This is a genomic window from Brachybacterium sp. GCM10030268, from assembly GCF_042666305.1.
Classification (GTDB): domain Bacteria; phylum Actinomycetota; class Actinomycetes; order Actinomycetales; family Dermabacteraceae; genus Brachybacterium.
Map to the genome: position 1 here is coordinate 1 of NZ_JBHTCW010000019.1, position 20,426 is coordinate 20,426.

18 protein-coding genes and 1 tRNA gene are annotated in these 20,426 nt (G+C 70.0%); 12 read left to right on the forward strand and 7 right to left on the reverse strand.

Going from position 1 to position 20,426, the window contains the following annotated elements; all coding sequences use genetic code 11:
• Positions 1-94 precede the first annotated feature (94 nt).
• The 5 genes from ACFQRD_RS16415 to ACFQRD_RS16435 all read left to right on the forward strand — a co-directional run bounded on the left by ACFQRD_RS16415 (position 95) and on the right by ACFQRD_RS16435 (position 6,927).
• A complete protein-coding gene (locus ACFQRD_RS16415; RefSeq protein ID WP_377017607.1) occupies positions 95-931 on the forward strand; it encodes a response regulator transcription factor in 837 nt (278 codons plus the stop codon).
• Positions 928-2,037 (forward strand): sensor histidine kinase, encoded by a 1,110-nt coding sequence (locus tag ACFQRD_RS16420; RefSeq protein ID WP_377804767.1) that lies wholly within the window; start codon positions 928-930, stop codon positions 2,035-2,037. The genes ACFQRD_RS16415 and ACFQRD_RS16420 overlap by 4 nt, the downstream gene beginning before the upstream one ends.
• A gap of 123 nt (positions 2,038-2,160) precedes the next feature.
• Positions 2,161-5,994, forward strand: a complete 3,834-nt coding sequence (locus ACFQRD_RS16425) for a multifunctional oxoglutarate decarboxylase/oxoglutarate dehydrogenase thiamine pyrophosphate-binding subunit/dihydrolipoyllysine-residue succinyltransferase subunit (RefSeq protein WP_377017603.1) — start codon at positions 2,161-2,163, stop codon at positions 5,992-5,994.
• 79 nt (positions 5,995-6,073) lie between these two features.
• Positions 6,074-6,718 (forward strand): GDSL-type esterase/lipase family protein, encoded by a 645-nt coding sequence (locus ACFQRD_RS16430; RefSeq protein ID WP_377017601.1) that lies wholly within the window; start codon positions 6,074-6,076, stop codon positions 6,716-6,718.
• Positions 6,719-6,852: 134 nt separating this feature from the next.
• The gene (locus ACFQRD_RS16435) at positions 6,853-6,927 is read left to right on the forward strand and encodes a 50S ribosomal protein bL37 (RefSeq protein WP_377017627.1); all 75 of its coding nucleotides are present in this window, start codon (positions 6,853-6,855) and stop codon (positions 6,925-6,927) included.
• A gap of 103 nt (positions 6,928-7,030) precedes the next feature.
• Here the strand turns inward: ACFQRD_RS16435 and rsrA are convergent, their stop codons facing one another.
• Together rsrA and ACFQRD_RS16445 are read right to left on the reverse strand one after the other, a co-directional pair.
• A complete protein-coding gene (gene rsrA, locus ACFQRD_RS16440) occupies positions 7,031-7,375 on the reverse strand; it encodes a mycothiol system anti-sigma-R factor (RefSeq protein ID WP_377017598.1) in 345 nt (114 codons plus the stop codon).
• A complete protein-coding gene (locus ACFQRD_RS16445; protein ID WP_377017596.1) occupies positions 7,372-8,157 on the reverse strand; it encodes a sigma-70 family RNA polymerase sigma factor in 786 nt (261 codons plus the stop codon). The genes rsrA and ACFQRD_RS16445 overlap by 4 nt, the downstream gene beginning before the upstream one ends.
• A 404-nt stretch (positions 8,158-8,561) precedes the next feature.
• Between ACFQRD_RS16445 and ACFQRD_RS16450 the strand changes: the two genes are divergently transcribed.
• From ACFQRD_RS16450 to ACFQRD_RS16475, 6 genes are all read left to right on the forward strand, one after another.
• A complete protein-coding gene (locus ACFQRD_RS16450) occupies positions 8,562-9,194 on the forward strand; it encodes a hypothetical protein (RefSeq protein ID WP_377017593.1) in 633 nt (210 codons plus the stop codon).
• 4 nt (positions 9,195-9,198) lie between these two features.
• Entirely contained in the window at positions 9,199-10,527 is a 1,329-nt protein-coding gene (gene aroA / locus ACFQRD_RS16455) for a 3-phosphoshikimate 1-carboxyvinyltransferase (RefSeq protein ID WP_377017591.1), read from the forward strand.
• Entirely contained in the window at positions 10,524-11,567 is a 1,044-nt protein-coding gene (gene rsgA, locus ACFQRD_RS16460; RefSeq protein ID WP_377017589.1) for a ribosome small subunit-dependent GTPase A, read from the forward strand. The genes aroA and rsgA overlap by 4 nt, the downstream gene beginning before the upstream one ends.
• A 123-nt stretch (positions 11,568-11,690) precedes the next feature.
• Positions 11,691-12,485 (forward strand): inositol monophosphatase family protein, encoded by a 795-nt coding sequence (locus tag ACFQRD_RS16465; protein WP_377017587.1) that lies wholly within the window; start codon positions 11,691-11,693, stop codon positions 12,483-12,485.
• Between the two features lie 85 nt (positions 12,486-12,570).
• Positions 12,571-13,791 carry a pyrophosphate--fructose-6-phosphate 1-phosphotransferase gene (locus tag ACFQRD_RS16470; protein ID WP_377017584.1) on the forward strand — a complete coding sequence of 407 codons (1,221 nt, stop codon included), beginning with the start codon at positions 12,571-12,573 and terminating at the stop codon, positions 13,789-13,791.
• Positions 13,792-13,840: 49 nt separating this feature from the next.
• Complete coding sequence (locus ACFQRD_RS16475; protein WP_377017582.1) at positions 13,841-14,620, forward strand: C2 family cysteine protease; 780 nt, start codon at positions 13,841-13,843, stop codon at positions 14,618-14,620.
• Positions 14,621-14,647: 27 nt separating this feature from the next.
• On the opposite strand, the gene ACFQRD_RS16480 is transcribed toward ACFQRD_RS16475, so the two are convergent.
• From ACFQRD_RS16480 to ACFQRD_RS16490, 3 genes are all read right to left on the reverse strand, one after another.
• Entirely contained in the window at positions 14,648-15,295 is a 648-nt protein-coding gene (locus ACFQRD_RS16480) for an SGNH/GDSL hydrolase family protein (protein WP_377017580.1), read from the reverse strand.
• Positions 15,296-15,399: 104 nt separating this feature from the next.
• Positions 15,400-15,473: transfer RNA gene (locus ACFQRD_RS16485), tRNA-Met, on the reverse strand.
• A gap of 176 nt (positions 15,474-15,649) precedes the next feature.
• A complete protein-coding gene (locus ACFQRD_RS16490; RefSeq protein WP_377017625.1) occupies positions 15,650-18,739 on the reverse strand; it encodes a UPF0182 family protein in 3,090 nt (1,029 codons plus the stop codon).
• A 181-nt stretch (positions 18,740-18,920) separates the two neighbouring features.
• Between ACFQRD_RS16490 and ACFQRD_RS16495 the strand changes: the two genes are divergently transcribed.
• Entirely contained in the window at positions 18,921-19,475 is a 555-nt protein-coding gene (locus tag ACFQRD_RS16495) for a PPA1309 family protein (RefSeq protein WP_377017578.1), read from the forward strand.
• 52 nt (positions 19,476-19,527) lie between these two features.
• Here the strand turns inward: ACFQRD_RS16495 and ACFQRD_RS16500 are convergent, their stop codons facing one another.
• Positions 19,528-20,019: a single-stranded DNA-binding protein gene (locus ACFQRD_RS16500; RefSeq protein WP_377017576.1), complete on the reverse strand. Its 492-nt coding sequence runs from the start codon at positions 20,017-20,019 to the stop codon at positions 19,528-19,530.
• A gap of 278 nt (positions 20,020-20,297) precedes the next feature.
• A partial coding sequence (locus ACFQRD_RS16505) for a Fe-Mn family superoxide dismutase (RefSeq protein ID WP_377804768.1) occupies positions 20,298-20,426 on the reverse strand: 129 nt, incomplete at its 5' end.

Below are 20,426 nucleotides of genomic sequence, written 5' to 3' on the forward strand. Positions count from 1 at the left end.
GTGCCCACGCCGCAGCACTCATGAACACCCCGATCTCACTGAACCCCACCTCAACGACTTGCATCCCGCAAGCCGCTTGACATAGGAGATACCCATGTCGACCCCGGACCAGGCATCATCCGCTCCCTCCTCGCCCGTGCGCGTGGTGGTGATCGAGGACGAGATGACGATCACCCGCGCCATCGCCGACCGCCTCACCGCGGAGGGCTGGGAGGTCTCCACCGCCTTCGACGGCCCCTCGGGCGTGCGCACGGTCGCCGAGGTGCGCCCGGACGTGGTGGTCCTGGACGTCATGCTGCCCGGCTTCGACGGCCTCGAGGTGTGCCGGCGCATCCAGGCCGACGAACCCGTCCCGGTGCTCATGCTCACCGCCCGGGACGATGAGACCGACATGCTCGTCGGTCTCGGTGTGGGCGCGGACGACTACATGACCAAGCCCTTCTCCATGCGCGAGCTCGCCGCCCGTCTGAAGGCTCTGCTGCGACGGGTGCGCCGCGCCGCGGCGCCGGCGACCACGGAGAGCGAGCAGCAGGTCGCCCTGCAGTTCGGCGACCTCGTCATCGACCGGGCCGGCCGCCGCGTGATGCGGGCGGGCGTGCCCGCCCACCTCACGCCCACCGAGTTCGACCTGCTGCTGTGCCTGGCCAACGCCCCGGGCACGGTGCTGACCCGCGAGCAGCTCCTGGCCGACGTATGGGACTGGGTCGATGCCACCGGCACGCGGACGGTCGACTCCCACGTCAAGGCGCTACGGCGAAAGCTCGGCGCCGATCTGGTCCGCACGGTCCACGGCGTCGGCTACGCGCTGGAGATCCCGGACGACGAGGAGGATCCGGACGGCGGTGACGCCGGGGACGACCGGGACCAGGACTCAGCCGCCGCGGACCCGGCCGACGAGTCCGGACCTGACGAGTCGCACCCGGCATCGTGAGCTCCGAGCACGACGGCGCGGACCCGGGCTCCGCGCACCCGCAGCGCAGACGCGTGCCGGACCGGCTGGATGTGCGCCCGCTGGACAGCTTCCGGTCCTTCAAGGTCAAGCTCGGGGTCCTGGTGGGCGTGGTCGTCACCGCCGCCGCGCTGCTGACCCAGGTCAGCATCCGGGCCGGCATCGAGCCGCTGCTGGCCATCCCGCTGGTCGTGATCGCGGCTCTGGTCGTCACCCAGCTGCTGGCCCGCGGCATGACGTCCCCGCTGCGGGAGATGACCGCCGCCGCCCGGGCCATGGCCCGCGGCGACTACACCCAGCGCATCCGCGCCACCAGCCGGGACGAGGTGGGGCAGCTCGCCTCGGCCTTCTCCACCATGGCCTCGGAGCTGGAGGAGACCGACCGGATGCGACGGGACCTCGTCGCGAACGTCTCCCACGAGCTGCGCACCCCCGTCGCCGGGCTCCGCACTCAGCTCGAGAACATCGTGGACGGAGTCACCGAGCCGGACCCGGCCGCGCTGTCGGTCGCGCTCACCGAGACCGAGCGCCTCTCCCTCCTGGTCGACCATCTGCTGGACCTCTCGCGGCTGGACGCCGGCGTCGTCGATCTCGACCTCGAGGACATCGAGCTCACCCCGTTCCTGCACGAAGTGGTCGACTCGGCGGCGCTGGCCTCCGGAGGCCGTGACGCGCGGTGGATCGTCGACGTCGAGCCGCCGGATCTGACCGTCACCGCCGATGCCGCTCGCATCCACCAGGTGATCCACAACCTCCTCGAGAACGCGGCGCGGCACTCCCCCGCCGGCGGACGCATCCACATCCGCGCAGCGCCCACCGGCGACGACGCCGGCGTGCGGATCGACGTGCACGACGAAGGACCGGGCATCGCCCGCGAGGACCGCTCGCGCGTGTTCGAGCGGTTCCAGCGCGGCGGCTACGCGGACAGCTCCGGCGGCACCGGCCTGGGACTGGCGATCGCACGGTGGGCCGTCGGGCTCCACGGCGGCACGATCGAGGTGCTCGACGACCCGCGCACCGAGGTCGCCGAGGACGGCCGCTCGTCCCTGATCCGGGTGGTCCTGCCGCGGGTCGGACCGCCGACGTGATGTCACCCACGACCAGGCGGTCAATCTCCCGCAGACCGCGCGAGCGGCCCAATCCATCGGCCCTGCTCCGTTAGGCTGTCAATATCCGCATCACTCGACTGTGAGAAGGCTGGCGATCTCAGAGTGTCACAGCAGACACAGGACTCCGGGACCTCGGAGTTCGGTCCGAATCAATGGCTCGTGGACGCACTCCGCGAGCAGTGGCAGCAAGATCCCTCGAGCGTCGACCCCAGTTGGGCGGAGTACTTCTCCTCCCACCGAGCAGAGACATCACCGGACCCCGCCCCGGAGGCTTCCTCCGGCGCGCCGGAGGAGACCGACTCGTCCCCCTCGAAAGAGGCCGACGAGCGGACGCCGACCGGCGAGGCCGAGCAGCAGCCCCGGCAGGCCGACGAGGCCGAGAGCTCCCCGCCGTCCGACGCCCCCTCCTCCGACGCTCCCACTCCTCCTGCCGCGAGCAACGCGGCACCCTCTCAGTCCGCGAAGGAATCTGCTCCCGTGAACGACGCATCCGCGAAGGACGAACAGAAGAAGCCCGCCGTCTCGACCACGTCGGACCGCCCGGCCAAGATCCCCACCACCACCGCGCAGATCCCCGTGGTCGAGCTGCAGGAGCCGGAGCGGGTCAAGCTGCGCGGCCCGGCCGCTGCCGTCGTGCGCAACATGGACGAGTCGCTCGGGGTGCCGACGGCGACCTCCGTGCGCGACGTGCCGGTGAAGCTGCTGTTCGACAACCGCGTCGTGATCAACAACCACCTCAAGCGCAACCGCGCCGGCAAGGTCTCCTTCACCCACCTCATCGGCTGGGCGATGGTCGAGGCCATCACCGAGGTCAACGACATGAACAACGGGTTCGATGTCGATGAGAAGGGCAAGCCGCTGCTGCTGAAGCGCGAGGACGTCAACTTCGGCCTCGCCATCGACATGCCTCGCCCCGACGGCTCGCGCGGCCTGGTCGTGCCGAACATCAAGGCCGCCCAGCGCTTCGACTTCCTCGGCTTCTGGAAGGCCTACGAGGAAGTGGTGCGCAAGGCCCGCGCCGGCAAGCTGACCATGGAGGACTTCTCGCACACCACGGTGTCGCTGACGAACCCCGGCGGCATCGGCACCGTCCATTCCATCCCGCGGCTCATGCAGGGCCAGGGCACGATCGTCGGCGTCGGCGCGATGGACTACCCCGCCCAGTTCCAGGGAGCCAGCCCGGCCACCCTCGCGGACCTCGCGGTCTCGAAGGTCATGACGCTGACCTCCACCTACGACCACCGGATCATCCAGGGCGCCGCCTCCGGCGAGTTCCTCAAGCTCATGGGTGACAAGCTCCTGGGCAAGGACGGCTTCTACGACCGCGTCTTCGCCTCCCTGCGGCTCCCCTACCAGCCGATCCGCTGGGTGCCGGACAATCCGTTCAAGGATTCCAAGTCCGAGCGTCTCGCGCGGGTCATGGACCTGATCCACTCCTACCGTGTGCGCGGCCATCTGATGGCGGACACCGATCCGCTGCAGTACAAGATCCGCACCCACCCGGATCTCGACGTCGAGACGTACGGGCTGACGCTGTGGGACCTCGACCGCATCTTCCCCACCCGCGGGCTGGGCGGCAAGGACGAGATGACTCTGCGCGAGATCCTCGGGGTCCTGCGCGACGCGTACTGCCGCACCATCGGTGTGGAGTACATGCATATCTCCGATCCGGAGGAGCGCGCCTGGCTGCAGCGGGAGATGGAGACTCCGCGCCGGCCGTTCGACAAGGTCGAGCACACCCACATCATGGAGCGCCTCAACGCCGCCGAGGCGTTCGAGACCTTCCTGCAGACCAAGTTCGTCGGCCAGAAGCGGTTCTCGCTCGAGGGCGGGGAGTCCGTGATCCCGATGCTCGACGCGGTGCTGCACGGCGCCGCGCACGACGACGTCGACGAGGTCTGCATCGGGATGCCCCACCGTGGTCGCCTCAACGTGCTCGCGAACCTGGCCGGCAAGAGCTACGGACAGATCTTCCAGGAGTTCGAGGGCAACTACGGCCAGACCATGGGCTCCGGCGATGTGAAGTACCACCTGGGCACCGAGGGCACCTACACCTCCCACGACGGGGAGCCGACCAAGGTGTATCTCGCGGCGAACCCCTCGCACCTGGAGGCGGTCAATCCCGTTCTCGAGGGCATCACGCGGGCCAAGCAGGACCAGCTCGAGCGCCCCGGGGAGTTCCCGGTGCTGCCCATCCTCCTGCACGGCGACGCGGCCTTCGCCGGCCAGGGCGTGGTCACCGAGACGCTGAACCTCTCGGAGCTGCGCGGATACCGCACCGGCGGCACCATCCACGTGATCATCAACAACCAGATCGGCTTCACGACGCTGCCGGATTCCTCGCGCTCGTCGTTCTATTCCAGCGACGTCGCGAAGTCGACGCAGCTGCCCATCTTCCACGTCAACGGCGATGATCCCGAGGCCTGCGTGCGGGTCGCCGAGATCGCCTTCCGCTACCGCCAGAAGTTCCACCGCGACGTGGTCATCGACATGGTCTGCTACCGCCGCCGCGGTCACAACGAGGGCGACGACCCCTCGATGACGCAGCCGCAGATGTACTCGCTGATCAAGGAGAAGCCCAGCGCCCGCAAGCTGTACATGGAAGCGCTCATCGAACGGGGCGACCTCACCGAGGAGGAGACCGAGGGCCTGGTGCGCAACTTCCAGGAGCACCTGGACGAAGCGTTCGCCTCCACCCGCTCGGGGTCGGACGCCGATCCCGATTCCAGCGTGCAGGGTCTTGATCTGCCCGCCTCGCAGCGCTCGGGAAGCGACCGCGGCCCGGTCCAGACCGCCGTGGACGCCTCCGTGCTCGAGCGCATCGGCGAGGTGCACGGGGCCGTCCCGGACTCCTTCACCGTCCATCCCAAGCTCGGCGCGCTCCTGGCCCGGCGCCAGCAGATGTCCACCCAGGGCGGCGTGGACTGGGCCTACGGTGAGCTGCTCGCGTTCGGGTCGCTGCTGATGGAGGGCCGGCGGGTGCGCCTGACCGGTCAGGACACCCGCCGCGGTACCTTCGTCCAGCGCCACAGCGTGCTCATCGACCACGAGACCGGCGAGACCTGGACGCCGCTGGCGAACCTCTCCGAGGACCAGGCGCGCTTCAACGTCTACGACTCCTCGCTCTCGGAGTTCGCGGCGCTGGGCTTCGAGTACGGCTACTCCGTGGAGAACCCGGAGTCGCTGGTGCTGTGGGAGGCGCAGTTCGGCGATTTCGTCAACGGCGCACAGGTCGTCATCGACGAGTTCATCTCGGCCTCGGAGCAGAAGTGGGGGCAGAACTCCAGCGTCGTGCTGCTGCTGCCCCACGGCTACGAGGGGCAGGGGCCCGACCACTCCTCCGCGCGCATCGAGCGGTTCCTGCAGATGTGCGCCGAGGAGAACCTGCGGGTGGCGATGCCGTCGACCCCGGCCAGCTACTTCCATCTCCTGCGCCGGCAGGCCAAGACCGATCCGCGCAAGCCGCTGATCGTGTTCACGCCGAAGTCGATGCTGCGCAACAAGGCCGCGGTCAGCTCGGTGGAGGACTTCACCACCGGCAGCTTCGAGCCGGTGCTGGCGGATTCCACGGTCGACGCCTCCGGCGTGAGCCGGGTGCTGCTGGCCTCCGGCAAGGTGTACTGGGATCTGGCGGCCCGCCGCGAGAAGGAGGAGCTGACCGATACCGCGATCGTCCGTCTCGAACAGCTCTACCCGCTGCCCACGGAGCAGCTCACCCAGGTGCTGGATGCCTATCCCGAGGCCTCGCTGACGTGGGTCCAGGAGGAGCCGCTGAACCAGGGCGCGTGGGGCTTCATGGCCCTGAACTTCGCCGTCGAGGTGGGGCGCACGCTGAAGGTCGTCGCCCGTCCGGCGTCGGCCTCCCCGGCCACCGGGTCGGCGACGACGCACAAGGAGGAGCAGGAGGACCTGCTCACCCGCGCCTTCGAATCCTGAGCGGCGCCACCGGGCCGCGGGTTCGCCCCCGACCCTCCTCGCCGATACAGTTGACGTTCCCGTCCCTCAGGAGGCCCCGGTGCACACCGTGTCCACATCGACCACCCCGAATTCGGACTGCCGGATCCGGGTCATCGCGCTCGGTGACGAGCTCCTCGCCGGCATCGGCGATGCTCGCGCCCTGGGGTGGCTGGGTCGTGCCGTGGCCAGTGAGCAGGGCGCCGAGAACCGCATCGACGTGTTCACCTCGGCGCTTCCTGGAGAGACCACCGCGGAGCTCGCCGACCGGTGGGACGAGGACGTCAGGCGCCGGATGGACCTCACGGCGCAGGCCGAGGGCAGGGTCGACCACCGCGTCGTCCTGGCCATGGGCCGCGCCGACGTCGAGGCCGGGATCTCCCTGGCCCGTTCCCGGCTGAACCTCGCCAAGATCCTGGACGGCCTGGAGCGACTGCGGATCCCAGCGTTCGTGGTGGGCCCGCCTCCCAGCAGAGACTCCCAGGTCACCGCCACGATCCAGGAGCTCTCCGGCGCGTTCGAGGACGTCTGCTCGCGGCGCCGGATCCCTTATGTGAACACGGTCAGCGGCCTCTCCGGGCACGATCAGTGGGAGTCCGACGTGGCGCGCTCCCCCGGTGACCACCCCGGCCAGACCGGCTACGGGCTGATGGCCTGGCTCGTCCTCCACGGCGGCTTCGGATCCTGGCTGGGCACCTCCTCGTGAGCCTCCGGGCCCGAGCGCTTCCACGGCCGGAGTGACCTCCCCCTCAGCTGTGACCTCCCGGCCCTCGTTGCCCGCCTCGATCAGCGAGGCTGTGGCACAATCATCGGGTTGCCGGGCGAAGGAAGGAGAACGTGATGAGCAAGCGAGGACGCAAGCGCAAGGCTCGCCGCAAGAACAGCGCGAATCACGGCAAGCGCCCCAACAGCTGACCGTGATCGCGCTCGGCGCGAACTGACAGGAGGCCCTTCCCCGTTCGGGGAGGGGCCTCCTGTCGTCTGCGGATGCCGTCGGCGCAGGTGTCGTCGGCGCGGGTCAGCAGTCGGGCAGCTGCCGGCGGGTACTGGTCGTGGTGATGCGCACGCTGGTGCTGCCGTCGGCGTCGGTGGTCCGGGTCACCGAGACGCTGCGGTACTGCACCGCGATCCGCTCGCGCAGGGAGGACGGCGCGCGATCCGCACAGCTGCGGCGCACGAGCTCCTTCATCCGGCGCACCTGCTCCCACTCCTCGGCGCACTCGGGGCAGCCCTCGGTGTGGCGCTCCATCCGTGCCACCACCTCGGGGGGCAGCTCGCCGTCGAGCGCCTCCTCGAGACCGTAGCGCAGGTCGCGGCGGGGCTGATCGGTGCCGCCGGTCGCGGTCATGTCGTTCTGGGTCATCGTTCCTCCTCCCGATCTCTCGAGCCGGTGGTGTCATCGTCCGCCCCGGCCGCGGCCGAGGGGTCCGCGCGCAGGAAGCCGCTGCGGTAGGCGTAGCCGGAGAGCATGTCGCGCAGCTGGCGGCGTCCCCGGTGCAGCCGGGACATCACGGTCCCGATCGGGGTGTCCATGATCTCGGCGATCTCCTTGTAGGCGAACCCCTCGACATCGGCGAGGTACACCGCGAGCCGGTAGTCCTCGCGCAGTTCGCTGAGGGCGTCCTTGACCGCGGAGTCCGGCAGGTGGTCCAGCGCCTCGGCCTCCGCGGAGCGCAGCCCGCTGCTGGTGTGCGAGGCGACCTCGGCGAGCTGCCAGTCCTCGACGTTCTCGTTCCAGGCCTCCTGGGGGCGGCGCTGCTTCTGACGGTAGGTCGAGATGTAGCTGTTGGTCATGATCCGGTACAGCCACGCGCGCATGTTGGTGCCCGGCGTGAAGCGGTCGCGGGCGCGGAAGGCCTTCATGAAGGTCTCCTGGACGAGGTCCTCCGCGTCGTGCGGGTTGCGCGTCATCCGCAGGGCACCGCCGTACAGCGAGTCCAGATGGGACAGCGCCTCGCTCTCGAAGTCGAAGGCGTCCGCGGCCCCGTCGGGACCGGAGGACTGCGCGAGGCGCTGGGACTGCTCGTCGCCGGCCGCTTCGGGCGCGGTACCGCCGCCGCCCTCAGGCCCCGTGGTGGCGGAGGAGGCGGTCGGGGTCTCCGGGAGGCCCGCGTCGGGGCTCGGGGCGGAATCTGTCTGGATCATTGCCGTCCAACCTACGCCAGAACGGCGGGCAGGGGCCTGTGTGAGCAGTGCAGTCATCGTCCGCCTTCCCTGCGCCGGGGTCGCCTTCGCGCATTGCCTGGTCTGTTGTCGTCTGCTGTCGTCTGTCGTCGCCGGTTGTCGTCTGCTGTCGTGTGTCGATGCCTGCCGTCGTGTGTCGGTATCTGTCGCCGTCCATCGACCGTTGTCGGGGTCCACCGATGTCTACCGATCTGTCGGCTCATCGCTGCCGTGCGGCCACCCGCGGGCCAGCGGCGCGCGTCGGGACCGGATGGTTCAACGCGCCGGGCGCGGCGCTTGTTCCCTGCGCGGTAGTCTGGACGTCGGTGACCTGCCCGACATCGGTCACCGGACCTGCTGACACTCGTCAAGATCGTGAGGACACCATGGCCCTGGTCCGCCGTATCGCCCGTCCCCTGCTCGCCGCTCCCTTCATCTATGAAGGCGTGCGCACCGCCCAGCGCCCCGAGCGCGAGATCGATGTCTACCCCGAGGCGTTCGAGGCGGTCGACTCCGCTCTGGCCAAGTCCTCGACCCCCGACTTCGTGGACGTGCGCACGATCATCCGGGTCAGCGGCGCCGTCGCCGCCGGCGCCGGCGTCCTGTACGCCACCAACCGTTGCCCCCGCGCCGCGGCCGCGGCGCTGCTGCTGACCACGTCGGTCGGCTGGGCCGGTCGCAAGAAGGTGTGGGAGCTGCGCGGCGAGGAGCTCCTGCAGGAGGTCCAGTCGATCCTCACCGACGCCGGCCTGCTCGGCGGCGTGCTGCTGGCCGTGGTCGATCACGAGGGCCGCCCCTCGCTCGGGTACCAGGTGAACAAGTTCGTCGAGACCAGCCAGAAGAGGGCCGCCGCCAAGCAGCGCGAGCTCGAGAAGAAGGCCGGCTCCACGCAGCGGAAGCTGGAGAAGAAGGCCGACGCCACCAAGCGGGACCTGCAGAAGAAGGCCGGCAAGGCCCAGAAGCGCGCCAAGGCCACGGCGGGCTCCGCGCAGAAGCAGCTCGCCTCGCAGCGGGGCTGAGGCCGTGTCCCCCGAGGTCCTGTGGACGGCACCGGTCGCCGACAGACCCGTCGATGCCCTGGTGCGGGTCCCGGGATCGAAATCGCTGACCGCCCGCTGGATGGTGCTGGCGGCCGCCGGGGCGGGACCTTCCGATCTGCGCGGGGCCCTGGTCTCGCGGGACACCCGCCTGATGCGCGATGCGCTCGAACGCCTCGGGGCCACCCTCGAGGTCCATGAGGACTCGCTGCGCATCCATCCGCTCCCGCCGCCTTCGCCGCATCCTGCGGATCCGATCGAGATCCACACGGGTCTGGCAGGGACCGTCATGCGCTTCGTGCCGATGCTGGCGGCGCTGCACCACGGGGACGTGCGGTTCACCGGGGACGATGCGGCCCTGGCACGGCCCATGAGCGCCGTGATCGCGGCCCTTCGGCAGCAGGGCGTGGGGGTCACCGAGCACGGAGTGCCCGGCCACCTGCCGCTCACCGTGCACGGCACCGGGCGCCTCGGCGGCGGCCGGGTCGAGATCGATGCCTCGGCCTCCAGCCAGTTCATCTCCAACGTGCTACTGGTCGGGGCCCGTGGTGAGGCGGACCTCGAGCTCGTCCACGTGGGCAAGACGCTCCCGTCCCTGCCGCACATCGAGATGACCGTGGAGACGCTGCGCCAGGCCGGCGTCGAGACCGCGCACCACAGGGACGGGACGGGCAGGCCGGTGTGGACCGTCGCCCGCGGCGAGATCGAACCGGTCGCCACCACGGTGGAACCCGATCTCTCGAACGCGGGCCCGTTCCTCGCCGCCGCGATGGTCACCGGCGGCACCATGGCCGTGGACGACTGGCCGGAGGTCACCACACAGCCCGGAGACGCCTATCGGGACCTGTTCAGCCGGATGGGCGCCGAGGTCTGGCGCGAGGGCCGCACTCTCACCGTGCGCGGGACCGGCGCCGTCCAGGGCATCGACGCGGACATGTCCGCCGTCGGCGAGCTGGTGCCGACGATCGCCGCCGTCGCCGCCCTGGCCGATTCGCCGTCCCGGCTGCGGGGCGTGGGGCATCTGCGCGGCCACGAGACGGACCGGCTGAAGGCCCTGGCCACGGAGCTGACCAAGGTCGGCGCACGCACTCTCGAGCACGAGGACGGTCTCGAGATCCACCCGGGCGAGCTGCACGGGGACACGTTCGAGACCTACGAGGACCACCGGCTCGCCACCGCCGCCGCCATCCTCGGTCTGCGTGTGCCCGACCTGCGGGTCGTCGACATCGGCACCACCCAGAAGACCCTGCCGGACTTCGTGGGGATGTGGCTGTCGATGCTGCACACCGACCCGCCCGCCGGCGAGGACGCGTGAGCCGATCACCGCGCGACTACGACGAGGCCGACGTCCGCGTCCGGCCCAACCGTCGCGGGTCGCGGCCCCGCACGAAGGACCGCCCGGCGCACGCCGACGCGATCACCGCACGCGTGGTCTCGGTCGACCGCGGGCGCTGGCGGACCGTGGTCGGCGCGGGCACGGATGAGGAGCGCACCGTGACCGCGATGCGCGCCCGGGAGCTGGGCCGCTCCCCCGTCGTCCCCGGCGACCTGGTGGGACTGGTCGGTGACACCTCGGGTCGCGAGGGGACGCTGGCGAGGATCGTGCGGATCCACGAGCGCAGCTCGTTCCTGCGCCGCAGCGCCGACGACGACGACTCCACCGAGCGCCCGCTGGTCGCCAATGTCGACCTGATGGTGATGGTGACCGCCGTCGCCGAACCGGAGCCGCGCGGCGGGATGATCGACCGCTGCCTGGTGGCGGCCTACGTCGCCGGGGTGGATGCCCTGCTGGTGCTGACCAAGGCCGATCTGCGCTCCCCCGAGGAGTTCCTGCGCAGCTACACCCCGCTGGGCCTGGACCACGTCGTGACCCGTCGCCGCCCCGATGGGGAGGTCGAGGGTCTCGAGGAGCTGCGCGAGCGGCTCTCCGGCCGCATCAGCGTGCTCATCGGCCACTCCGGCGTCGGCAAGTCCACCCTGATCAACGCGCTGGTCCCCGGCACCGACCGGGCCATCGGCGAGGTCAACGACGTCACCGGCCGTGGCCGCCACACCTCCTCCTCGGCGCTCGCGATGCAGCTGCCGGGCGCCGACGGGTGGGTGATCGACACCCCGGGGGTGCGCTCCTTCGGGTTGGGGCACGTCGATCCCGACGAGCTGCTGGATGCCTTCGAGGATCTGGCCGGCCTCGCCGAGTCCTGCCCCCGGGGCTGCAGCCACCTGGAGGACGCTCCGGACTGCGCCCTCGACGAGCTGGTCGAGACCGGAGCGGCCGGCAGCGCGGGACCGGCCCGTCTGGCCTCCTATCGCAGGCTGGCGGTCACGCTGCGCCAGAACGACCCCTGGGACGTGTGACCGCGCCCCGCGGCCGGGCCCGAATCGCGCAGGGCGGATTCTCCGCACCGGGACGCCCGGCTCCGCCCCGTGGTTCCGCGTCGCTGCGCGGCTGCGGGCCCCCGGAGCTCTAGGGTGGGCTCCATGTCCAGCCGCTATGCCGACGACCTGCGCCTCGCCCATGTGCTCGCCGATGCTGTGGACCAGCTGACGCTGTCCCGCTTCAAGGCGCAGGATCTCGAGGTCACCACCAAGCCCGATCTCACCGAGGTCACCGACGCCGACAAGGCCGCCGAACAGCTGGTGCGCGCGCAGCTGGCCCGTGCCCGCTCCCGGGACCAGGTGATCGGCGAGGAGTTCGGCACCACCGGCTCCTCACCGCGCCAGTGGGTCATCGACCCCATCGACGGCACCAGCAACTTCGTGCGCGGGGTCCCGGTGTGGGGAACCCTGATCGGTCTGATCGAGGACGGCCGGCCCGTCGTCGGCCTCGTCTCCGCCCCCTCGCTCGGCCGCAGATGGTGGGGAGGCACCGGCGCCGGGGCATGGACCGGTTCGCGGATCAACAGCGCCACCCGGCTCAGCGTCTCCGGCATCGACCGGCTGGAGGAGGCCTCGCTGTCCTACTCCTCCCTGCACGGCTGGGCCGAGCGCGACCGGCTCCCGCAGATGCTCAACCTCATGCAGCGCTTCTGGCGCACCCGCGCCTACGGCGACTTCTGGTCGTACATGCTGGTCGCCGAGGGCGCTGTCGACGTCGCCTGCGAGCCCGAGCTCGCTCTGCACGACATGGTCGCCCTGGCGCCGATCGTCACCGAGGCGGGCGGGCGATTCACCTCGCTGGACGGCGAGGACGGTCCCTTCGGCGGCAACGCCGTGGCCACCAACGGGCTGCTGCACGAGGAGATCCTCACCGCGCTCGCGGCCGAGGCCGTCTGAGGGGACGGACGCCGCGCGGCGGAGGGGCCGGGCATCGGTAGACTCGTCGAGTCGTGACCCCGAACCGTGAAGGGACCCCCTCTCCATGACCGTCAAGCGCGTCGCCCTGCTGACCGCAGGTGGCTATGCCCCCTGCCTGTCCTCCGCCGTCGGCGGCCTCATCGAGCGCTACAACGAGCTGGTGCCCGATGTCGAGATCATCGCGTACAAGCACGGCTACTGGGGTCTGCTGACCGGGGAGAAGATCGTCGTCGATGACGAGGTGCGCGCCAAGGCGGGCCTGCTGCACAACTACGGCGGCTCCCCCATCGGCAACTCCCGCGTCAAGCTCACCAACACCGCGAACCTCGTCGAGCGCGGCTTGATCGAGGAGGGCCAGGACGCCCTCGAGGTGGCGGCCACCAAGCTCCAGGAGGACGGCGTCGACGTCCTGCACACCATCGGCGGCGACGACACCAACACCACCGCCGCGGACCTGGCGAAGTACCTCCACGACAACGGCCACGACCTCCAGGTCGTCGGCCTGCCCAAGACGATCGACAACGACATCGTGCCGATCCGCCAGTCCCTCGGCGCCCAGAGCGCCGCCGAGCAGACCAGCATCTTCGCCCAGAACATCATCGCCGAGCACGGCTCGAACCCGCGCATGCTCATCGTCCACGAGATCATGGGCCGCGCCTGCGGGTACCTCACCGCCGAGGCCGCACGCTTCTACCAGCGCTGGCACGCCCAGCAGGAGTGGCTGCCCTCGATCGGCCACCGCGCCGAGCGCTGGGACGTCCACGCGGTGTTCCTGCCCGAGCTGGCGCTGGACATCGACGCCGAGGCCGAGCGGCTCAAGGGCGTCATGGACGAGGTCGGCTGCGTGAACATCTTCCTGTCCGAGGGCGCCGGCATCCCGGAGATCATCGCCGAGATGCAGGCCCGCGGCGTGGAGCCCGAGAAGGACCCCTTCGGCCACGTCAAGATCGACAAGATCAACCCCGGCCAGTGGTTCGCCGACCAGTTCGCCGCCAAGCTCGGCGCCGAGAAGGTCATGGTCCAGAAGTCCGGCTACTTCTCCCGCTCGGCCAAGGCCAACGCCGAGGACCTGCGTCTGATCAAGTCCATGACCGACCTCGCCGTCCAGACCGCCCTCGAGGGTGGATCGGGCGTGATCGGCCACGACGAGGGCAACGAGGACGTGCTGCGCGCGATCGAGTTCGAGCGCATCGCCGGCCACAAGGCCTTCGACATCTCCCAGCCCTGGTTCCACGAGGTCATGGAGCACACCGGGCAGAAGATCGTCCCCGCCGAGGCCCACTGATCGCCGAGGACCGTACGAGACCGCGAGCATCCCACCGGGCACGATCCTGATGGCGCCCGACTCGCGGCCCCGCGTGCGGACCTGGCGCCGCACCCTTCGCGCGCTCGCCCTGACCGGGCGGGCGCGCGAGGCATATGTGCCGGCAACACCCGGCCTCGGTCCCCGCGCCGCCGGATGGAGGCAGGACACCGGTCCCCTGGCTCCCCCGCGTCTGCTGCGGCCCCGGCAGGGACGCCTCGGGGACTGCTGGCTGCTCGCCGCGATGCTGGCGATCCACGAGACCGCCCCGGAGCGTCTCGCCCAGCTGCTGTCGGCATTGCCCGACGGAACTGTCGAGATGCATCTTCCCGCGCTGGGCCACCCGATCCGCGTGGATCGGATGATGCCCGTCGACGACGCCGGCGAGTTCCTCTACGCGAGGCGCGACGGTGCGAATCCTGGCTGGGCGGGCGCCCTGGAGAAGGCGATCACCGCGTATGTGGCCGGCGGCTACGGCTACATTCAGCGCGGCTTCGCGCGCTTCGGGTTCGAACTGCTGCTGGGGATGCGAGTGCGGACGCTGCTGCGCCTGCCGCCTGCTGCCCAGCTGGCGGCCTGGACCGACGAGGGCAGGGCGGTCGCCGCCTCTACGCATCCGCTCAGCGGGCTCGTCACCACCGCCCACGGCCGGTTGCCGCCGAACCACGTGTTCGCGGTGGTGGGCGCCGATCCCCGCAGCGGGCACGTGCGGCTGCGCAACCCGGTGCGTCCGGGCCGGCTGCTGGTGGTCGACGCCCGCACCTTCCGCCGCGGCTTCCTCTCGCTGGACGTGACGCCGCCGCTGCGCTGAGGACGCGACCGGTTCGGACGGGTGCTGTCAGCGGCGGGCCGTATCGACCTGGGCGAACGTCTCCAGCCAGGCGTCGGCGATGAGTCGGTGCCCGGCGATCGTCGGATGCACGCCGTCCTCGGCGATGCTGAGCGGGGTGTGACCGACGCTCCAGGCGCGCTGGAGCACCGCCTCGAGGTCGACGACGGCATGGCCGAACTCGCGGGCGAGATCGCGGATGATCCGGACCTTCACGTCCAGGTCCGTGTGGATGATCGTCTTGTCCTCGTCGACGTCGACGACGAACGGGATCACCAGCAGCACCGGCACGGCGGGCCGGGTGGCCGAGAGCTGGTCGAGCAGGAAGCGGTAGCCCTCTTCGAACTCCTCGGGCGTGATCTCCTCGCCCCGGGTGAAGCGGTGCCAGGCATCGTTGACACCGACATAGATCGTGACGACGTCCGGATCGAGGTCGAGGCAGTCCGGACCGAAGCGGCCGACGAGGTCCGCGACCTTGTGCCCGCCGATCCCGCGGTTGATGACCCGAGCTGTGGGCTCGTGGGCGGCGAAGTGCTCGGCGATCAGGCGTACGTAGCCGTATCCCAGCTCCTCGGGATCCTCGCGGCGTTGGCAGTCGGTGATGGAGTCGCCGATGAAGAGCAGGGTCCGGGGCTCGGGCAGAGATGGCGTCGTCATGGTCGATATCCTGCCAGAGCCAGGTGCTGACCTGCGGTGCCGTTCGAGGGCACAGCACAAAGGCCCCTGGTCGGTGTTTCCACCGGACCAGGGGCCCTATCTCGTAGCGGGGGCAGGATTTGAACCTACGACCTCCGGGTTATGAGCCCGGCGAGCTACCGAACTGCTCCACCCCGCGGCGACATCCATAACTTTACGGGCACCGCCCGCCGGCGTCCAACTCATCGCCGTCCAACGTGTGCCATCACACGTTCATGGCCCGTTCACCTGCGCGAACGTCAAAACGCCCGACCGCAGCGGCATGGCACCGGAGCGATCGGGCGTCCTGATCAGGCAGGAGTCAGGAGCCGAGGCTCAGCCGCCCCCGCCATCGGACGGCTGAGCCGGGACGCCGGACCCGCCGAGCTCCTCGTTGGCCTCGACGGCGCGCTGGAGGGCGTCGGCGACGCGCTCCTGGGCCTCGCCGTAGGCCGCCCAGTCCCCCGCTGCCATGGCCTCCTCCGAGTCCTTCACGGCGGCGTCCATATCCGCCAGGGCCTGGTCGAGACGCTCCTGGGCGGAGCCTCCCTGGTCTGCGGGCTGCTCCTCGTCGGCCGGGGGCTCCTCGCCGTCCGCCGGCGCCTCCTCGCCGTCCGGCGTCTCGACCGTGCCCTCGCCGGTCTCGGTGTCGGCGGTACCGGCGACACCGTCGGGGTCGGTGACCTCGGCGTCGCCGGCGGTGGCGCCGGAATCACCGCCGAAGACCAGATCCAGGGCCTCGTCGAGCGTCGGGGCGAAGCCGATCTTGTCGCCGAAGGAGACCAGCACCATCTGCAGCAGCGGGTACTGCGTGCCGCCGCCGGAGGCGGAGGACTGCAGGAACACCGGCTGGACGTACAGCAGACCGCCGCCGACGGGCAGCGTGAGCAGGTTGCCGTTGATCACCTCGGAGTTGCCCGATTTCAGCAGGTTCAGGGCTTGGGAGACGTTCGGTTCGGCGTTGAACGTGGCCTGCACCTGCCCCGGCCCGTTGACCGGGTTCGAGGCGGGCAGCACCAGCAGCGTCTTGTCACCGTAGGAGTCCGCAGGGTTGCCCTCCGTGCTGCCGGTCTCGGAATCCACCGCCAGGTAGCCCGTGAGCACGTTCTGGCCCTCTGTCGGGATATAGCTCGAGGAGAGCGTGAACCTGGGTTCATCCGCGTTGGGCATCTGCATCGACAGGTACATCGGCGGCTGGGCGGGCTGCTCGCCGGAGCTGCCATCCGGATTCTCCGGAGCCGGAACGGTCGGATCCGGCGAGACCTGCCAGAAGTCCTGCTGGCCGAAGAAGTCGTCCGCGTCGGTGACGTGGTACTTCGAGAGCATCTCGCGCTGTGCCTTGAAGTAGTCCGCCGGGTAGCGCAGGTGGCTCATCAGCTCACCACTGATCTCCGAGGCGGGCTGGAGCGCATCGGGGAACACCTCGGACCACGCCTTGAGGATCGGGTCCTCGGTGTCCCAGGAGTACAGGGTCACCGACCCGTCGAACGCGTTGACCGTCGCCTTGACGCCGTTGCGCATGTAGTTCGCCTCGCGGTCACGCGCAGCTGCGGTCTCGTTGGGGTTGGTCTGCGAATCATCGACGACCCCGTCCAGCTCGGCGGACTGGGAGTACGGGTACTCGTCGGTGGTCGTGTACCCATCGATGACCCACACCATCTCCCCGTCCACGACGGCCGGGTACATCTGGGAGTCCAGCGAGAGGAACGGCGCGACCTGGCGGACCCTCTCCTGCGGGTCGCGGTCGTAGAGGATCTGCGACTCTTCGTTGAGGTACCCCGAGATCAGGATGTTGGGATCGCGGAACTTGATCGAGTACAGCAGCTGGTTGAAGAAGCCGCCGACGGAGGGGCCGCCATCACCTTGGAAGGTGTTGTAGACCTGGTCTCCGCCCTCCTCGTCATCGGTCCCGGACTGGTAGTCGAACTCCTCGGGCTCATGGCCTTCGGGGGCGCCGACGATGGAGTAGTCCGGAGAGTGACGGCCGAAGTAGACCCGCTCCTCGTAGTCGCCGAAGGCACCATCGCCGGGCACACCGGACTGCAGGAAGCTGGGCTCTCCATCGGCGTTGCGCTGATTGCCATAGGCGGCGGCGGTGCCGTAGCCGTGGGTGTAGATGATGTGCTGATCCACCCATGAGCGCTCGTTGAGGCCGAACTTGTCCGGTCGCAGCTCACGCACGCCGATGACGGTGTCCTGCAGTTCGCCGTCGATCTCGTAGCGGTCCACGCTGAGCACGTCGTCGAAGCCCCAGTAGCGACGGTTCGCCTCGCGCTGCTCGAACGTGGGCGAGATGATGTTGGGGTCCATCAGGCGGATCTGCGCGGTGGTCGAGGCGTCCTCGCGCAAAGCGCCCGGCTCGGCGTCGGTGGTCGCGGTGTAGGAGACCTCGTTGACGTCGTCGATGTCGAACGCGGCGCGGGTGGCGTCGATGTTGCGCTGGATGAAGGGCTGTTCCAGCGCACGCTCGTTGGGCTGGACCTGGAACTGCTGGATGGCCCAGGGATAGAGGTTCCCCACGGCCAGCGTGGACAGGATCATCAGGCCGGCGCCGATCGCGGGGATCCGCCAGTCGGACCGGAAGATCCACAGCACGAACAGGGCCGCGACCGCCACAGCGGCGATCGCCAGGATGGTCTGCGCGGGCAGGATGGCGTTCTCGTCGGCGTACGAGGCACCGTGGAAGCGGTCGTGCTCGGCGGTCAGCAGGTCATAGCGCTGGAACCAGTGCCCCGCACCGAGGATCAGCACGTAGATCGCGGCCAGGACACCGAGGTGCCGGCGCGCGGCGCGCGTGACCTCGAGCCCGCTCTCCTGCCCCCAGGCGACACCGCCGTAGATGAAGTGGCCGATGACCGCGCCCACGATCGTCACCAGCAGGACGAACCTGCCGAAGTTGATGATCATGTCGATCACGGGCAGCGTGAAGACGTAGAACGAGATGTCGTTGGCGAAGATCGGATCGACCTCGCCGAAGGGCTGGGGATGCAGGAACAGCTGGACGTCCTGCCAGCCGCGCGAGGCCGCCAGCCCGCCGAATGCCCCGATGATCAGCGGTGCTGCGATGGTCACGCCGCGGCGCAGAGGATCGACCGCGGAGCGGAACTGCTCGAGGGCTTCCTGCTCACGCGTGACCGGCGGGTAGACCGGACGCTTGGTGTAGGCCATCCGCAGGCTCAGGAACAGCGGCACCGAGAACACGAGGAACCCGAGCACGAACAGGATGCCCTGCGTGACCCAGCGGACGACCTGCACGCTGGTGAAGCCGAGCTGATCCATCCAGAGATACTTCGTCCACAGCTCCGATGCGATGAGCAGCAGCAGGATCAGGGCCGCGACCGCGATCGCGGCGATCGCCAACGGGGAGATCCTCCGCCGGTCCGTCGTGTTCGGGTCGGAAGCCGGGCGCGGGCGCGGCCGGGGCATGTCGCCGAATGGGGCGGAGAAACTCACGGATAACCTCGGGTGCCTCGGGGTCGGAGCCGGCGGCACCACCTGCAGCTACGCAGGGAGCAACGTCGGGTCTCCGGGTACAGTGGGCGCCGCCGCTCATGGCGGTGACCCCTCTATTCTGTCAGGCCGAAGCTGTAAGGGACCTCTCGATCCGATGACGACTCCCGACGCGGACCCGCTCGATGCCCCCACGGCCGCCCTCGCCGCCGCGGTCCTCGAGGTGGCCCGCCATCTCGAGGATGAGCCCCTTCCCGCTCCCAGGCTCTTCGCCCTGGCCCGCAGTGCGGAGCTGACGGCGGCCTCGCCCGCCCTCGCAGCACTGCTGGGCGCCGACGGCGCCGGCGCGGACGCCCCTGATGACCTGCACCTGACACCGATCGATCTCGACGAGGGCCCCACGGGTGAGCCGGCGGACTCGGCGCCGCGACAGGACCCCCTCGCCGCGCTGCAGGAGGTGCAGTGGCCGGACCTGGCAGCAGGCGGAGCCCTTGCGTGCGACCTGGCGCCCAGTGCGTGGGCGCTGCGCGACGGGGTCGGCGAGACCGAGCTCCCCGCGGGGCGCCCCCTGCGCGTGGTGGTCGCGGCGCTGGCCGATGGCACCACGTGGTCGGCGGTGCACCGCGGCGACGAGGAGGGCTATGTCCTCGGCGCCGCGCTGCTCCCCGACCTCTCTGCGGCTCTGGTGCAGACGTTGACCTCCGACGCCTGAGCTCCTTCCCACGAACTGCTTCGGACAGCGCCGACCTCGAGAGGCGGCGACGTCAGGAGGCGGTCGTCAACGCCCCTTCCACTGGTGCCTCCCCGGTCAGCGCCGAGTCCACGTCCGCGTCGTCCACGGCCTCGGAGGCGATCTCGCCGGTGTGCGGGTCGTGATCGGGAATGTCGCTGTTCTTCAGCGGCCGGGTGAACGAAGCCGTCCCGAAGGTGAGGTCGTGGCCGATGGCTTCGGCCTGGAGCGTCAGGGAGTGACGGATCGTGCCGTCCTCCGCCGTCCATTCGGAGCTGCCGAGGCGGCCGGAGACCACCAGCGGATGGCCCTTGCTCACCGATCGCATGAGATTGCGGGCCAGCGCCCGGCGTGCGAACACCGAGATGAACTCCGTCTTGCGGTCGGTGAAGTCGCCTTTGGCCGAGTCGTAGTAGCGGCCGGTCACCGCGATGCGCACGATCGCGGTGACGCTGCCGTCGCTCTGGAGCCGCTCGCTGGGGTCAGCGGTGGCATTGCCCATGAGAACTGTGTTGAGGTCGCGCATGGTGATGTCCTTCCTGAGGTTCCGGGGACGTCCCGGCGTCGGCTCCGTGCCGACCCTCCCCAGCGTTGCCGCGACCTCCGCTGACCTCCAGTGCTCCGCCGGTTCTGTGGACGAAGCGGCCATGGGGAGGAACGGTGGCGGCGCCGGCCACGCCGGCCGGCTCGATCTTCGTCGGAACCGCGCGCAGGCAGACGCCGCCCAAGCGAAGCGGCCGGCCCCCGTTGTGGGGACCGGCCGCCGGCGATGGTGTGTCGATCCCTCGGGATCGACGCGCGCGATCAGGCCTGGGGGACGACCAGACCGGAGGCGCTGGAGCGGGCGTTCTCGAACCGCTTGGCCACATCGGCCCAGTTCACGATGTCCCAGATCGCCTTGACGTAGTCCGCCTTGACGTTCTGGTAGTCGAG